This window comes from Streptomyces sp. NBC_01525, assembly GCF_045040405.1.
Lineage (GTDB): Bacteria > Actinomycetota > Actinomycetes > Streptomycetales > Streptomycetaceae > Streptomyces > Streptomyces benahoarensis.
Map to the genome: position 1 here is coordinate 1,379,415 of NZ_CP109397.1, position 15,586 is coordinate 1,395,000.

At 71.6% G+C, this 15,586-nt stretch carries 10 protein-coding genes, 2 rRNA genes and 3 pseudogenes (1 of these 15 running past the window's edge); 3 read left to right on the forward strand and 12 right to left on the reverse strand.

Annotated features, from left to right (window positions below; all coding sequences use genetic code 11):
- Window positions 1-28: 28 nt before the first annotated feature.
- From recN to OG422_RS06210, 4 genes are all read right to left on the reverse strand, one after another.
- Window positions 29-1,756, reverse strand: coding sequence for a DNA repair protein RecN (recN, locus tag OG422_RS06195; protein WP_405747661.1), 1,728 nt, complete (start codon window positions 1,754-1,756; stop codon window positions 29-31).
- A gap of 143 nt (window positions 1,757-1,899) precedes the next feature.
- Window positions 1,900-2,841, reverse strand: a complete 942-nt coding sequence (locus OG422_RS06200; RefSeq protein ID WP_251076488.1) for an NAD kinase — start codon at window positions 2,839-2,841, stop codon at window positions 1,900-1,902.
- A complete protein-coding gene (locus OG422_RS06205) occupies window positions 2,838-3,653 on the reverse strand; it encodes a TlyA family RNA methyltransferase (protein ID WP_143940642.1) in 816 nt (271 codons plus the stop codon). The genes OG422_RS06200 and OG422_RS06205 overlap by 4 nt, the downstream gene beginning before the upstream one ends.
- 7 nt (window positions 3,654-3,660) lie before the next feature.
- Window positions 3,661-4,107 (reverse strand): hypothetical protein, encoded by a 447-nt coding sequence (locus tag OG422_RS06210; protein ID WP_405740625.1) that lies wholly within the window; start codon window positions 4,105-4,107, stop codon window positions 3,661-3,663.
- Window positions 4,108-4,236: 129 nt separating this feature from the next.
- Here OG422_RS06210 and OG422_RS06215 point away from each other — a divergent pair, with 129 nt between their 5' ends.
- A complete protein-coding gene (locus tag OG422_RS06215) occupies window positions 4,237-4,584 on the forward strand; it encodes a sterol-binding protein (protein WP_405740628.1) in 348 nt (115 codons plus the stop codon).
- Here the strand turns inward: OG422_RS06215 and OG422_RS06220 are convergent.
- The 3 pseudogenes from OG422_RS06220 to OG422_RS06230 all read right to left on the reverse strand — a co-directional run.
- Window positions 4,568-5,385, reverse strand: a pseudogene (locus tag OG422_RS06220) (ABC transporter ATP-binding protein). The gene OG422_RS06215 and the pseudogene OG422_RS06220 overlap by 17 nt on opposite strands.
- 44 nt (window positions 5,386-5,429) lie before the next feature.
- A pseudogene (locus OG422_RS06225) lies at window positions 5,430-5,693 on the reverse strand (iron chelate uptake ABC transporter family permease subunit); the annotation flags it as partial.
- A gap of 22 nt (window positions 5,694-5,715) precedes the next feature.
- Window positions 5,716-6,581 (reverse strand): annotated as a pseudogene (locus OG422_RS06230) (FecCD family ABC transporter permease); the annotation flags it as partial.
- Between OG422_RS06230 and OG422_RS06235 the strand changes: the two are divergent.
- Complete coding sequence (locus tag OG422_RS06235) at window positions 6,546-7,559, forward strand: ABC transporter substrate-binding protein (RefSeq protein WP_405740631.1); 1,014 nt, start codon at window positions 6,546-6,548, stop codon at window positions 7,557-7,559. The pseudogene OG422_RS06230 and the gene OG422_RS06235 overlap by 36 nt on opposite strands.
- Window positions 7,560-7,628: 69 nt before the next feature.
- Here the strand turns inward: OG422_RS06235 and OG422_RS06240 are convergent, their stop codons facing one another.
- Entirely contained in the window at window positions 7,629-8,654 is a 1,026-nt protein-coding gene (locus tag OG422_RS06240) for an HAD-IIA family hydrolase (RefSeq protein WP_405740634.1), read from the reverse strand.
- A 164-nt stretch (window positions 8,655-8,818) separates the two neighbouring features.
- Between OG422_RS06240 and OG422_RS06245 the strand changes: the two genes are divergently transcribed.
- On the forward strand, window positions 8,819-10,084 hold the full coding sequence (locus tag OG422_RS06245) for a DUF1015 family protein (protein WP_143940648.1): 1,266 nt from the start codon (window positions 8,819-8,821) through the stop codon (window positions 10,082-10,084).
- 319 nt (window positions 10,085-10,403) lie between these two features.
- Here the strand turns inward: OG422_RS06245 and OG422_RS06250 are convergent, their stop codons facing one another.
- From OG422_RS06250 to OG422_RS06265, 4 genes are all read right to left on the reverse strand, one after another.
- The gene (locus tag OG422_RS06250; RefSeq protein WP_251076490.1) at window positions 10,404-11,306 is read right to left on the reverse strand and encodes a hypothetical protein; all 903 of its coding nucleotides are present in this window, start codon (window positions 11,304-11,306) and stop codon (window positions 10,404-10,406) included.
- Complete coding sequence (locus OG422_RS06255) at window positions 11,243-12,412, reverse strand: hypothetical protein (RefSeq protein WP_405748082.1); 1,170 nt, start codon at window positions 12,410-12,412, stop codon at window positions 11,243-11,245. The genes OG422_RS06250 and OG422_RS06255 overlap by 64 nt, the downstream gene beginning before the upstream one ends.
- Before the next feature lie 276 nt (window positions 12,413-12,688).
- Window positions 12,689-12,805, reverse strand: a 5S ribosomal RNA gene (rrf, locus tag OG422_RS06260).
- Between the two features lie 114 nt (window positions 12,806-12,919).
- A 23S ribosomal RNA gene (locus OG422_RS06265) occupies window positions 12,920-15,586 on the reverse strand (it continues 454 nt past the right edge of the window).

Consider the following 15,586-nt stretch of genomic DNA (forward strand, 5'->3'; position numbering starts at 1 on the left):
GCCCCCCACGCGGGCGGCGGCGCCGTGGTCACCGTCCCGTACGCGCCGTCTCCAGCAGTTCCTCGGCGTGCGCGCGGGCCGTCTCCGAGTCCTCCTGGCCGGCGAGCATGCGGGACAGTTCCCGGATGCGTTCCTCGCCCTCCAGGACGGTGACGCCGCTGCGGGTGACCGAGCCGTCGTGGGTCTTGGCGACCAGCAGCTGCCGGTCGGCGAAGGCCGCGACCTGCGGGAGGTGGGTGACGACGACGACCTGCGCGGACTGCGCGAGGCGGGCAAGGCGGCGGCCGACCTCCACCGCCGCCTTGCCGCCGACGCCCGCGTCGACCTCGTCGAAGAGGTAGGTGGGGACGGGGTCGGAGCCGGCGAAGACGACCTCCACAGCGAGCATCACACGGGAGAGTTCACCGCCGGAGGCGCCCTTGGAGATCGGGCGGGGCGGGGCGCCCGGATGCGGGGCGAGCAGCAGCTCGACCTCGTCGGCGCCGCTCGGCCCGTAGGCAACGGACTGGCCGCCGACCTCGATGCCGTCGCTCTCCTCGGCCGCCTCGGTCTGGCGGATGTCGACGCTCACCCGGGCATGCGGCATGGCGAGTTCGGCCAGCTCTGCCGTGACGTCCTCGGCGAAGCGGCCGGCGGCGGCGGTCCGGGCAGCGGTCAACTCCTGTGCCAGGGCGCCCAGTTCGCTGCGGAGGGCATCGCGTTCGGCGGTCAGCTCGCCGATCCGGTCGTCGTCGCCGTCCAGTTCGTCCAGGCGGGCCGCGCTCTCCTGGGACCACACCAGAACCGCGTCGATGTCCTCGCCGTACTTACGGGTCAGATGGGTCAGCGCGGCGCGGCGCTCCTCGACGGCGGCGAGCCGCAGCGGGTCGGCGTCCAGCCCGTCGGCGTATCCGGCGAGGTCGCCCGCAACGTCCGCCATCAGAATGCCGATCTCGCCGACCCGCTCGGCCAGCGCGGACAGCTGCGGATCGTGGCCGCGTACGGCGTCGAGCGCGCGCTGGGCCCCGGCGACGAGGGCGGCGGCGTCCACGCCCTCGGGGTCCTCCACATGGCCCGCCAGCGCGGCGTGCGCGGCACCGGCGGCACCGGCCAGGGCCTCGGCGTGACCGAGACGTTCGGCCTCCTCGGCGAGCGCGGTGTCCTCGCCGGGCTGCGGTTCGACGGCGGCGATCTCGTCCAGCCCGAAGCGCAGCAGATCGGCTTCCTGGGCGCGTTCGCGGGCCCGCGTCGTCAGGGCCTCCAGCTCGGTGGCGGCCGCGCGCAGCCGCCGGTGGGCGGTGGTGTAGCGGGCGAGGGGCGCGGCGACGGCGGCGCCCGCGTAGCGGTCCAGGGCCTCGCGCTGGCGGGCCGGGCGCAGCAGGCCCTGCTGGTCGGTCTGGCCGTGCACGGCGACCAGTTCGTCGGCCAGCTCCCCCAGCAGGCCCACCGGGACGGACCGGCCGCCGACATGGGCGCGGGAGCGGCCCTCGGCGGAGACGGTGCGGCTGACCAGCAGCGCCCCGTCGTCCAGCTCGGCGCCCGCCTCCTGGGCGCGGACCGCCGCGGGCGCGTCGGCGTCCATCGTGAGGCGGCCCTCGACGACCGCCGCCTTGGCGCCGATCCGCACCAGCGCGGGGTCGGCGCGCCCGCCGAGCAGCAGGCCGAGGCTGGTGACGACCATGGTCTTGCCCGCGCCCGTCTCACCCGTCACCGCCGTGAAGCCCGGGGACAGCTCGACTACGGCGTCGTCAATGACGCCCAGGGACCGGATCCGCATCTCCTCCAACACGGATACGACCTTACGAGGTCCGGCGGCCCCCTCGCGACGGACTCCCGCCCCCGCCACCCGCCGGGGTGGCCGCCCGCTCCTCGGGGCGCCCGGGATCGTCCCGGTACACCCCGGTACCGGGCGCGGGCCGGTCAGTGCGGGGCGCCGCGCCAGCCGGCCACCGGCAGGGCGAACTTCGCGACCAGCCGGTCGGTGAAGGAGGCGTGGTGCAGCCGGGCCAGGCGGACCGGGACGGCGCCGCGGCGGACCTCGACGCGTGCCCCGGCGGGCAGCTCGACGCTGCGGCGGCCGTCGCACCACAGCACGCCGTGCGGCGTCTTGGGCTGCACCTCCACCGCCAGGACCGACTTCGGGGAGGTGACCAGCGGCTTGGCGAAGAGGGCATGGGCGCTGATCGGCACCATCAGCAGCGCCTCCACCTCGGGCCAGACGACCGGCCCGCCCGCCGAGAAGGCGTACGCGGTGGAGCCGGTCGGGGTGGCACAGACGACGCCGTCGCCGCCGAAGCGGGAGACGGGGCGGCCGTCGACCTCGGTGACGACCTCCAGCATCCGCTCCCGGGCGGCCTTCTCGACGGACGCCTCGTTGAGCGCCCAGTCGGTGTGCACGATGCTGCCGTTGTTGCGGACCAGGACGTCGAGGGTCATACGCTCCTCAACCTCGTAGGAGCGGGTGACGACGCGGTCGACGACCTTGTCGAGGTCGTCGCGTTCGGCCTCGGCGAGGAAGCCGACCCGGCCGAGGTTGACGCCGAGCATCGGCACGCCGGAGGTGCGGGCGAAGTCGGCGCCGCGCAGCAGGGTGCCGTCGCCGCCGAGGACCACGAGCAGTTCACAGCCCTCAGCGGCGCTCTGGCGGGAGGCGACGCGTTCGACGGCGTCGGGCAGCGGCAGGTCGGCGGCCTCCTCGGCGAGGACGCGGACGCCGATGCGGTGGCGCAGCAGCCCCGTAACGACGCGTTCGGCGCTGCGGATCGCCGCCGGGCGGCCGGTGTGGGCGAGCAGGAACACCGTCCGTGCCGGCTGCTCGCCCTGGTGCGGTGCGCTCTCCTGAACTGCCTGTGTGGTGGTCAACGCGGCCCCTCCGCCACTGCACGGTCGACGTCCGCCGGGTCGAGTGCGGGCGCCCCGGCGCGGAGCCACAGAAAGTACTCGACATTGCCGGAGGGGCCGGGCAGCGGGCTCGCGGTCACGCCAAGGACGCCCAGGCCCAGTTCGGCGGCGCGGGCGGCGACCGCGCGGACGGCCTCGGCGCGCAGTTCCGGGCTGCGGACCACACCGCCGCTGCCGAGGCGTTCCTTGCCGACCTCGAACTGCGGCTTGACCATCAGGACGAGGTCGGCGCCGGGCGCGGTGCAGGCGGTGAGGGCGGGCAGGACCAGGCCCAGCGGGATGAAGGAGAGATCGCCGACGACCAGGTCGACGGGGATGTCGTCGATCCGGTCGAGGGTCAGCTCGCGGACGTTGGTGCGGTCCTTGACGGTGACCCGCTCATCGCTCTGCAGGGACCAGGCGAGCTGGCCGTAGCCGACGTCGACGGCGACGACATGGGCGGCCCCGGCGCGCAGCAGGACGTCGGTGAAGCCGCCGGTGGACGCCCCGGCGTCGAGGGCGCGGCGCCCCTCGACGCGCAGCCCGAGGGGGACGAATGCCGCGAAGGCCCCGGCGAGCTTGTGTCCGCCGCGCGAGACGTAGTCCGGATCGTTCGCATCCTCGCGGACGACCACGGCGGCGCCGGTGGCGACCTGGGTGGCGGCCTTGGTCGCGGTCGCGCCGCCGACGGTCACCCGTCCCGCGGCGATCAGCTGACCGGCGTGCTCCCGCGAGCGGGCCAGCTTGCGGCGCACCAGCTCCGCGTCGAGTCGGCGTCGTGCCACTCCTGCCACCTGTGGTTCAGCTCCTGATGTCGTGCGTCGTGGTGTCGTGCGTGGGGGCGGGCGGCCCGGGCTGCCCGTCGAGGGCGGCCAGCGCGTCGCGCAGCCCACGGTGAACATCCTCGTACACCGCGAGGTGCGCGCCGACGGCGAGGTGGTCGGCGTCGGCGAGGCGGCGCAGCGGGGTGTCGACGGCGGGCTCGCCGGTGGGGGTGAGGGCGACGCCCAGCGGTTGCGGGGCGGCGGGCTCCTCGGGTTCCGGCGGGGCGTCGGCGGCCGGACCGGGCTCCGGGGCGCCCGGAGCGGCGGGACCGGGCCCGGCCTCCGGCTCCGGGGCGCCGTCCGGTGCGACGGGCGCGCGGGGCCCGCCGGGCCTCCCGGACCCGTCAGGCGGCGGGCCGCCGGTCTCCCCGGTCAAGGGCTGATGCGACCGCTGCGGCGGCGGGTCCGGCGTCGGCTCGTGCATGTCCCCGACGCTACCGCGTACGGCCGGGCGGCTCACCGGTCAGGCCGGTCGGCGGGGCCCGCCACGCCGCTCCCCGGGGCGCCGCGGCGGCGGGCCGCGGGGCGAGGCGCTGGGCTATCGTCGGCGGCGATGGCAACTCTCGACCAGTGCCGCGCGGCGCTCGACCGGCTGGCCCGGAACATGTCCGGTGCCGACGGCGAGGTACGCGGCGCCGCCACCCTCGACCGCTCGCTCAGCTGCTGCCTCACCGACCCCGACGTCACGTTCCTGGGTCGGCTGGCCCACGGCACCATCGAGGACGTGACGAGCGTGCCAGGACCGCCGCCGTACCGGGCCGAGATCCGGCTGGCGATGTCCGGCGACGACCTGATCGCGCTGGTCGACGGGGAGCTGGACTTCGCGCGGGCCTGGGGCCGGGGCCGGGTGCGGCTGGAGGCCGGGGTGCGGGATCTGCTGCGGCTCAGGAAGCTGCTGTAGCCGCCACGGCCGTACGCCGGGCCGCGCGGGCCGCCGGGACGATCAGCGGGGTGCCGGTCTGCGGATCGTCGATGACCTGGCAGCGCAGCCCGAAGACGGACTCGACCAGCTCGGCGGTGACGATCTGCGACGGCGCGCCCTCGGCGACGACCCGGCCGCCCTGCACCGCGATCAGATGGGTGGCGTAGCGGGCGGCGTGGTCGAGGTCGTGGAGGACGGCGACGAGGGTGCGGCCCTGTTCCTCGTGGAGGGTGGCGCAGAGGTCGAGGACCTCGATCTGGTGCTGGATGTCGAGGCAGGTGGTGGGCTCGTCGAGGAGGAGCAGCGGCGTCTGCTGGGCGAGCGCCATGGCGATCCACACCCGCTGGCGCTGGCCGCCGGAGAGTTCGTCGACGTAGCGGTCGGCGAGGTCGCCGATGCCGGTCGCCGCCATCGACTCCCGCCCTCCGCTCGTCGTCGCGCGACCACTGCCGCAGCACGCCCTGGTGCGGGTGGCGGCCGCGGGCGACGAGGTCGGCGACGGTGATGCCGTCGGGCGCCACGGAGGACTGCGGCAGCAGCCCGAGGGTCCGGGCGACCTTCTTCGCCGGGTACGAGGAGAGCGCCGCGCCGTCCAGCAGAACCTGGCCGCCGGTGGGCCTGAGCATCCGTGACAGGGCGCGCAGCAGGGTGGACTTGCCGCAGCCGTTGGGGCCGACGATGACGGTGAAGGAGTGGTCGGGGATCTCCACCGAGAGGTCGTCGGCGATGACCCGGCGGTCGTTAGGCGAGGGTGAGGTGCTCGGCCGCGAGACGGCTCACTTCGGGGCTCCTGGAGGTGGTTTTCGGGGCGGGGCGGCGGGCGCTCATATCCGTCCGGCGCGGCGTTCGGTGACCAGCAGCCAGACGAGATAGCCGCCGCCGAGGGCGCCGGTGAGGACGCCGACCGGCAGAGCGGCGCCCATCGCGGCGGACGGCAGCAGGTTGGGGCCGGGCGCGCGGGTCAGCCGCCGGGCGAGCTGCGGTGCGGTGAGCGCGACGAAGGCGATCGGCCCGGCGGCCGCGGCCGCGGCGAGGGCGAGCAGCGCCGTCCCGGCGACGACGGCCCGGACGTCGAGGCGCAGTGACAGGCCGCCGGGGGTACGGAGCGTGGTGGATGAAGACCGGTCCGCCGAGGACGGCGGTGACGATGCCGGCCTGGAGTTCGCCGGGCCGGGCGACGACGCGCCCGAGGATGTCCGCGCCGAGCAGCAGCACCGGCGACAGGACCGCGGAGTACGGCAGGATCCACCGCAGGTCGGGGCCGGTCAGGGCGCGGACGGCGTGCGGCACCATCAGGCCGACGTAGGCGATCGGGCCGCAGGCGGCGGTGGCGCCGCCGCACAGCCGGTGACCGCGCACATCGCCAGGATGCGGGTGCGGGTGAGCCGGGCGCCGAGGGCGCGCGCCTGGTCGTCGCCGAGCGCGACGGCGTTGAGCGGGCGGGCCAGCAGCAGCGCGAGGAGCGCCCCGGCGGCGAGGAACGGCGTGATGTGCCCGAACGTCGGCATGGTGGCGGTGGCCAGCGAACCGACCGTCCAGAAGCGCATCTTGTCCAGCGCCGCGGAGTCCAGGAGGTTGACGGCGTTGGTGTAGCCGGTGAGGACGGCGGTCAGCGCGGTACCGGCGAGGGCGAGCCGTACGGGCGTGGCGCCGCGGGTGCCGCCGAGGGCGTGGACGGCGGCGGAGACCACCGCGGCGCCGAGGAAGGCGAACCAGACGTAGCCGGTGAGCGAGGTGATGCCGAGGACGCTGATCGCGGTGACGACGGCGGCCGCGGCACCGGCGTTGATGCCGAGCAGTCCCGGGTCGGCGAGGGGGTTGCGGGTCAGCGCCTGCATGACGGCACCGCCGAGGCCGAGGGCGGCGCCGACGGCGAGACCGAGGAGGGTGCGGGGCACGCGGACGTCGTGGACGATGACGTCGGTGTCGGTGCCGGAGTAGTGGACGAGGCCGTGCCAGACCTGGTCGAGCGGGATCTGCTTGGCGCCGACGGCATCGGCGCGCTCCTCGCCGCATGCGGCGGCGGCAGCGGCGGCAAGGGCTCCGGGTCGGCGGGCGGCGGCGCCTGGGCGTTCACCGACGACCGGAAGAAGAAGGTGTCGCTCGGTCACACCCCGCAGCGCATCGTCGCGTTCACCGGCACCGCCGCCGCGCTGCATGACTTCGGTGCGGACACCCACATCGTCGGCGTCTTCGGCCCGGCCAAGCTGCCGAACGGCAAGCCCGACCCGCAGGCCGGCGGCCTCGACGTCGACAAGGTCACCGTCATCGGCAACGCCTACAACCAGTTCAACGTCGAGAAGTACGCGAGCCTGAGCCCCGATCTGCTGATCACCCACATGTACGAGCCGGGCGCCCTGTGGTTCGTGCCCGACGACCGCAAGGACAAGATCGCCCAGCTCGCCCCGAGCGTCGCGCTCACCGCGTCCCGCACCCCGCTGGTGAAGATCATCGAACGGTACGCGGAGCTGGCCGGGGCGCTCGGCGCCGACCTGACGGCGAAGCGCGTCACCGACGCCAAGGCCCGCTTCGAGAAGGCGAGCGCCGAGCTGCGCGCCGCCGCCAAGGCCAGCCCCGTCAAGGTCCTCGCCTGCTCCGGCAGCGCCGACCTCTTCTACGCGTCCAACCCCGGCATCAACGCCGACCTCATGTACGACACGTCGCTCGGCGTCGACCTGATCGTCCCCGACCATCTCGACAAGGGCGGCTACTTCGAGAGCCTGAGCTGGGAGAACGCCAACAAGTACCGCGCGGACGTGCTGCTGCTCGACAACCGCACCGCCACCCTCCAGCCCAAGGACCTGGCGAGCAAGCCGTCCTGGGCCCAGCTCCCCGCCGTCAAGGCCGGCCAGATCACCCCGTGGTCGAGCGAACCCCGCTTCTCGTACGAGGGCGCCACGCCGCTCATCGAGCAGCTCACGGAGGCGATCCGGGGAGCGAAAAAGGTGCGCTGAGCGGGGGCGGTACGCCCTGCGGCGGTCCGGACGCGGCGGCGCCCGACCGGCCGGACGCCCGCCGCGCGCTCACATCCCCAACGTCCGCAGCGCCTTCTCCGCGTCCCCCGCGTACGCGCCGTCCCCCGCCGCCGTCCACGCCGCCGCGCAGAGCGCCCGCAGCCCGTCCAGAGGCGCACCGTCCCCTTCGACGTCCAGCCGGTCGCCCCGGGCCACCGCCCACAGACCACCGCACCGGAACCCGTCCCCGTCGGGCACCACCGCGGGCTGCGGCACCAGCAGTCCGCGCAGGTCGGCGTCGACGTAGGCGGGCCGGTGCGGCGGCGGCGCGGCGAGCAGGTCGGCGGGGGTGGTGACGCCGGTGAGGACCAGCAGCGCGTCGACACCGCCGTTGAAGGCCCCCTCGATGTCCGTGTCGAGGCGGTCCCCGATGACCAGCGGCCGGCGCGCACCGGTCCGCAGCACCGTCTCGCGGTGCATCGGCGGCTGCGGCTTCCCCGCCACCTGCGGCGTCCCGCCCGCCGCGATCCGCACGACCTCGACCAGTGCACCGTTACCGGGCGCGATCCCGCGCTCCCGGGGAATCGTCAGATCGGTGTTGGACGCGAACCACGGCACCCCGCGCTGCACCGCGTACGCCGCCTCGGCCAGCCGCCCCCAGTCGATCGCCGCGTCGTACCCCTGGACCACCGCCGCCGGGTCGTCGTCGGCCGACTCCACCGGCTCCAGCCCGCGTTCGCGCAGCGCGACGCGGAGTCCCTCGCCGCCGACGGTCAGCACCCGGGAGCCCGGCGGCACCTGCTCGGCGATCAGCCGGGCCACCGCCTGCGCCGAAGTGATCACGTCCTCGGCACCGGTCGGCAGGCCGAATCCGGTCAGTTGACCGGCGACCGTCTGCGGCGTCCGGGCGGCGTTGTTGGTCACATACGCCAGATGCATCCCGCCCTCCCGCGCCGCGGTGAGGGCGTCCACGGCGTGCGGCAGGGCCACGCCCCCGGCGTAGACGACCCCGTCCAGATCCAGCAGCGCCGTGTCGTACTCCGCGCACAGCGCACGGTCACACCCGTCGGGCCGCCCGCGCATCCGCTCCGTCATGCCGCTTCGCTCCTCACCGCCCGCGCCGCACCGCGCCCCGGTGCGGACCGTCGCGTTCCGCCCGCACCGCCGCGCGGCCCGCCCCGCGGACCACCGATACATCCAGCCATGTCCTGGCTCTCCCCCGATCATCCCGTACACGGCGGGCGCCGTAGCATTCCCCAATGACCGATACCGACGGCCTCCGCCTCCTCCCGTTCCGTGGACTGCGCTACGCCCCGGACCGGATCAGCAGTCTCACCGCGGTCACCTCTCCCCCGTACGACGTCGTGGTCCGCCCCGACGGCGTCCGGCTGCTGGAGACCGCCGACCCGTACAACATCGTGCGGCTGATCCTGCCGCACGCCGCCGACCCGGCCACCCGGCACCGGCAGGCCGCCACCACCCTGGCCCGCTGGCGCGCCGAGGGCGTCCTGGTGACGGACCCGCGGCCCGCGCTCTACGTCTACGAGCAGCGGAGCGGCGACGTCCTCCAGCGCGGGCTGATCGGCTCGCTGCGGCTGGACGGGCCGGTGCTGCCGCACGAGGACGTCATCCCCGAGGTGGTCGAGGACCGGGCGGAGCTGATGCGTGCGGCGGCCGCCAACTTCGAGCCGCTGCTCCTCGCCTACCGCGGCGACGGGTCGGTCACCGGCGCCGCCGCCGTCATCGAGACCGCCGTCCGGCGCGCCCCGCTGCTCGCCACCACCACCGAGGACGGCTTCACCCACCGGCTCTGGGCCGTCACCGACCCGGCCGAACTCGCGACGATCGACGCGGACCTCTCCGGCCATCAGGCCCTGATCGCCGACGGCCACCACCGCTGGGCCACCTACCAGCTCCTCCACGAGCAGACGCCCGGCGCCGACATCGACTCGCCGTGGGCCTCCGGCCTGGTGCTGCTCGTCGACACCGCCCGCCATCCGCTCCAGGTCCGCGCCATCCACCGGGTGCTGCCGCACCTGCCGCCCGACGAGGCGCTGGCCCGGCTCGGCGGCGCCTTCCGGGCCCGCCCGCTGCCGGGCGACGCGGCGGCCGCCCTCGCGACGCTGGAGAAGACCCCGGGCAACGCCTTCGTCCTCACGGACGGCACCGGCACCTTCCACCTGCTGGACCGCCCCGACCCGCACCTGCTGGCGGAAGCGGTACGCGCCGACCGCCCGGAGCTGTGGCGGACCCTCGACGCCACGGTCCTCCACTCCGTCCTGCTCGACACGGTCTGGCAGATCCCCGACCACCCCTCCCACATCAGCTACCTCCACCACACCGAGGCCGCCCTCGCCCAGGCCGCCCGCCACGGCGGCACGGCCCTCCTGATGCGCGCCGCCACCGAGGAGACCGTCCGCCACCTCGCCCGCCAAGGCGTCACGATGCCCCGCAAGTCCACCTCCTTCGGCCCCAAACCGGCCACAGGGCTGGTCCTGCGTACGTTGGACTCGGCGATGGACTGATCCGGAGCGGTCTGCCGGGGCAAACGGCCGCCCGCCGTGACGGTCGGTGGCCGAGCGTCCCGGAGGCGGCCCGGATACGAGCCGGTGCATGGCCCACCAGAGATGCCCCGGACGCCGATGGCCCGGGCACCACCGACCAGAAGGCGAACCGGACACGAGTGGCCCGGGCGCCACCGACCGGAGGCACCCAGGTGGCCTGGGCCGCCCAGGCGCAGGCGCCCCGGCGCAGGCGCCCCGGCCCCACCACGCACGACGGAGGGCGGGATCCCCACGGGATCCCGCCCTCCGTCCTTCACGTCATCCGCGACGCGGCACCGGCTCAGCCCTTCCCGGGCTCGCCGTCCTCGGCACCGTCCCGGCGAGCCTCGTCGGCACCGTCCGCACGCGCCTCGTCGCTCTCCCGACCGGCCTCGGCAACCTCACCGGCGTCCTCGTCGGCCACATCGACCGCCGCGTCGACGACCCCGGCACCGGCGTCAGCCGCGTCCCGGTCCTCCGCCTTCGCGGCCGCGGGCTCCACGTCGCCCTCGTCGTCCGCCGTTTCGTCCAGCGCGTCGGTGAACTCCACACCGTCCAGCTCGGCCAGCCGGTCCGACGCGTCGGTCGTCCCGCCCTGGTCGGCCTCCAGCGCCTTGGCGAACCAGTCGCGCGCCTCGGCCTCCCGGCCGACGGCCAGCAGCGCGTCGGCGTACGCGTAGCGCAGCCGCGCCGTCCACGGGTGCACGGCGTTCGACGCCAGCTCGGGGCTCTGCAGCGTCACCACCGCGGCCTCCGCCTGGCCCATGTCCCGGCGGGCACCCGCGGCCACCAGCCGCATCTCGACCTGCCCGGCCTTGTCCAGCTTCGCCACCTCGGGCTCGCCGGCCATCGCCATCGCCTTCTCCGGACGGCCCAGACCGCGCTCGCAGTCCGCCATGACGGGCCACAGCTCCACGCTGCCGGTCATCCGCCGCGACGCCCGGAACTCCGCCAGCGCCTCGCTGTACTTGCCGACGGCGTACGCGGCGAAGCCCGCCGCCTCCCGCACCGCGGCCACACGGGACGCCAGCCGCAGCGCGACCCGCGAGTAGCCGTATGCCCGCTCCGGCTCCTCATCCAGCAGCTTCGCCACCATGACCAGGTTCTTGGCGACGTCCTCGGCAAGCGTCTTCGGCAGGCTCAGCAGCTCCTGCCGCACATCCTTGTCGATCTCGTCACCGGTGACGTCCTCGGGAATCGGCAGCCGCTTGATCGGCTCCCGCCGCTCGTCCCGCCGGTCATCACGCCGGTCATCACGCCCACGCCCGGCCCCGTAAGGCCGACGGCCACGCTCGTCGTCCCGACGGAAGCCGCCGCGGTCGCCACCGCGGTCATCGCGACGGAAGCCCCCGCGGTCGCCGCCGCGGTCATCCCGGCGGTCGTCCCGCCGGAATCCGCCACGGTCGCCGCCTCGGTCGTCCTTGCGGAAGCCCCCGCGGTCATCCCGGCGGTCATCGCGACGGAACCCACCGCGGTCACCGCCCCGGTCGTCACGTCGGAAGCCCCCGCGGTCGCCGCCGCGGTCGTCACGACGGTCATCCCGGCGCTCGTCGCGACGGAAGCCGCCACGGTCGCCGCCGGACGGACGGTCGTCGCGGCGGAAGCCCCCGCGGTCACCGCCCCGGTCATCGCGACGGAACCCGCCACGGTCGCCGCCCCGGTCGTCACGGCGCTCGTCACGACGGAAGCCACCGCGCTCCCCGCCGCGGTCATCCCGCTGGAAATCGCCACGGCCGCTGCCTCGGTCGTCGCGACGGAACCCGCCACGGTCGCCGCCGGACGGACGGTCATCCCGGCGCTCGTCACGCCGGAAGCCGCCACGGTCGCTGCCTCGGTCGTCGCGACGGAAGCCCCCACGGTCCCCACCGGACGGACGGTCATCCCGCCGGAACGACGGCCGGTCGTCACGGCGGGAGCCACCACGGTCGTCACGACGCTCGTCGCGACGGAAGCCGCCCCGGTCGCCCCCGGACGAACGGTCATCCCGGCGGAAGCCCCCACGGTCGCCGCCGGACGGACGGTCATCCCGACGCTCGTCACGACGGAACCCGCCACGGTCGCCTTCATCGCGGCGCGGCCCACGCGGCCGGTCGTCCCGCCCGAAGCCCCCGCGCTCGCCACCGCGGTCGTCGCGACGGAAGCCGCCCCGGTCACCGCCCCGGTCATCGCCCCGGTCATCGCGACGGAACCCGCCACGGTCGCCGCCGGACGGACGGTCGTCGCGGCGCTCGTCACGACGGAAGCCGCCACGCTCGCCACCGCGGTCGTCGCGACGGAAGCCGCCCCGGTCGCCCCCGGACGAACGGTCATCCCGCCGACCATAACCGCCACCGGACGGGCGTCCGCCACGGCCGTCGTCACGTCGCGGCCCCCGGTCATCACGCCGGAAACCACCGCGGTCGCCGTCATCACGCCGCTGCGGACGACGCTCCGAACGATCGTCGGAAGAGTTACTGGACATCGACGTGACTCCTGTCTTCGGCACTGCAATCATTCTCACGCACCGACCACTTCGGCGCGCTTCGGCAAAACAAAAAGGACCCTTGGTCCCAGCATGAACGCTGGGACCAAGGGTCCTAAAAAATTGTTCGGCGGCGTCCTACTCTCCCACAGAGTCCCCTCTGCAGTACCATCGGCGCTGAAAGGCTTAGCTTCCGGGTTCGGAATGTAACCGGGCGTTTCCCTAACGCAATGACCACCGAAACCCTATCGGGTTCTAGCGAACAAGCACACTCTTCAATTAAAAGGTGAAACTTGGTTCAACCAGCGATTGCGACTGTTCGCAACCCGGGAACCACACAGTGGACGCGAGCAACTGAGGACAAGCCCTCGGCCTATTAGTACCAGTCAACTCCACCGGTTGCCCGGCTTCCATATCTGGCCTATCAACCCAGTCGTCTACTGGGAGCCTTAACCTCTCAAGGAGGTGGGAGTACTCATCTCGAAGCAGGCTTCCCGCTTAGATGCTTTCAGCGGTTATCCTTTCCGAACGTAGCCAACCAGCCATGCCCTTGGCAGGACAACTGGCACACCAGAGGTTCGTCCGTCCCGGTCCTCTCGTACTAGGGACAGCCCTTCTCAATACTCCTACGCGCACAGCGGATAGGGACCGAACTGTCTCACGACGTTCTAAACCCAGCTCGCGTACCGCTTTAATGGGCGAACAGCCCAACCCTTGGGACCGACTCCAGCCCCAGGATGCGACGAGCCGACATCGAGGTGCCAAACCATCCCGTCGATATGGACTCTTGGGGAAGATCAGCCTGTTATCCCCGGGGTACCTTTTATCCGTTGAGCGACGGCGCTTCCACAAGCCACCGCCGGATCACTAGTCCCTACTTTCGTACCTGCTCGACCCGTCAGTCTCACAGTCAAGCTCCCTTGTGCACTTACACTCAACACCTGATTGCCAACCAGGCTGAGGGAACCTTTGGGCGCCTCCGTTACTCTTTAGGAGGCAACCGCCCCAGTTAAACTACCCACCAGACACTGTCCCTGATCCGGATCACGGACCCAGGTTAGACATCCAGCACGACCAGAGTGGTATTTCAACAACGACTCCACAACCACTGGCGTGATCGCTTCACAGTCTCCCACCTATCCTACACAAGCCGAACCGAACACCAATATCAAGCTATAGTAAAGGTCCCGGGGTCTTTCCGTCCTGCTGCGCGAAACGAGCATCTTTACTCGTAGTGCAATTTCACCGGGCCTATGGTTGAGACAGTCGAGAAGTCGTTACGCCATTCGTGCAGGTCGGAACTTACCCGACAAGGAATTTCGCTACCTTAGGATGGTTATAGTTACCACCGCCGTTTACTGGCGCTTAAGTTCTCAGCTTCGCCATGACGAATCATGACTAACCGGTCCCCTTAACGTTCCAGCACCGGGCAGGCGTCAGTCCGTATACATCGCCTTACGGCTTCGCACGGACCTGTGTTTTTAGTAAACAGTCGCTTCTCGCTGGTCTCTGCGGCCACCACCAGCTCACCGAGTAAATCGGATCACCAGCAATGGCCCCCCTTCTCCCGAAGTTACGGGGGCATTTTGCCGAGTTCCTTAACCATAGTTCACCCGAACGCCTCGGTATTCTCTACCTGACCACCTGAGTCGGTTTAGGGTACGGGCCGCCATGAAACTCGCTAGAGGCTTTTCTCGACAGCATAGGATCATCCACTTCGCCACAATCGGCTCGGCATCAGGTCTCAGACTATATGCACGACGGATTTACCTACCGTGCGTCCTACACCCTTACCCCGGGACAACCACCGCCCGGGCTGGACTACCTTCCTGCGTCACCCCATCACTCACCTACTACCACCTTGGATCAGCGGCTCCACCACTCCCCTCAACTCCGAAGAGATCAGGGCGGCTTCACGGCCTTAGCATCAGAGGGCTCGATGTTTGACGCTTCACAACGGGTACCGGAATATCAACCGGTTGTCCATCGACTACGCCTGTCGGCCTCGCCTTAGGTCCCGACTTACCCTGGGCAGATCAGCTTGACCCAGGAACCCTTAGTCAATCGGCGCACACGTTTCCCACGTGTGTATCGCTACTCATGCCTGCATTCTCACTCGTGAACCGTCCACAACTCGTTTCCACGGCTGCTTCACCCGGCACACGACGCTCCCCTACCCATCACCACACCCGTTAGGGCTCCCATGGCAATGACATGACTTCGGCGGTGTGCTTGAGCCCCGCTACATTGTCGGCGCGGAATCACTTGACCAGTGAGCTATTACGCACTCTTTCAAGGATGGCTGCTTCTAAGCCAACCTCCTGGTTGTCTCTGCGACTCCACATCCTTTCCCACTTAGCACACGCTTAGGGGCCTTAGTCGATGCTCTGGGCTGTTTCCCTCTCGACCATGGAGCTTATCCCCCACAGTCTCACTGCCGCGCTCTCACTTACCGGCATTCGGAGTTTGGCTAAGGTCAGTAACCCGGTAGGGCCCATCGCCTATCCAGTGCTCTACCTCCGGCAAGAAACACACGACGCTGCACCTAAATGCATTTCGGGGAGAACCAGCTATCACGGAGTTTGATTGGCCTTTCACCCCTAACCACAGGTCATCCCCCAGGTTTTCAACCCTGGTGGGTTCGGTCCTCCACGAAGTCTTACCTCCGCTTCAACCTGCCCATGGCTAGATCACTCCGCTTCGGGTCTTGAGCATGCTACTGAACGCCCTATTCGGACTCGCTTTCGCTACGGCTCCCCCACACGGGTTAACCTCGCAACATACCGCAAACTCGCAGGCTCATTCTTCAAAAGGCACGCAGTCACGACTGCCGTCCAAAGACGACAGCGACGCTCCCACGGCTTGTAGGCACACGGTTTCAGGTACTATTTCACTCCGCTCCCGCGGTACTTTTCACCATTCCCTCACGGTACTATCCGCTATCGGTCACCAGGGAATATTTAGGCTTAACGGGTGGTCCCGCCAGATTCACACGGGATTTCTCGGGCCCCGTGCTACTTGGG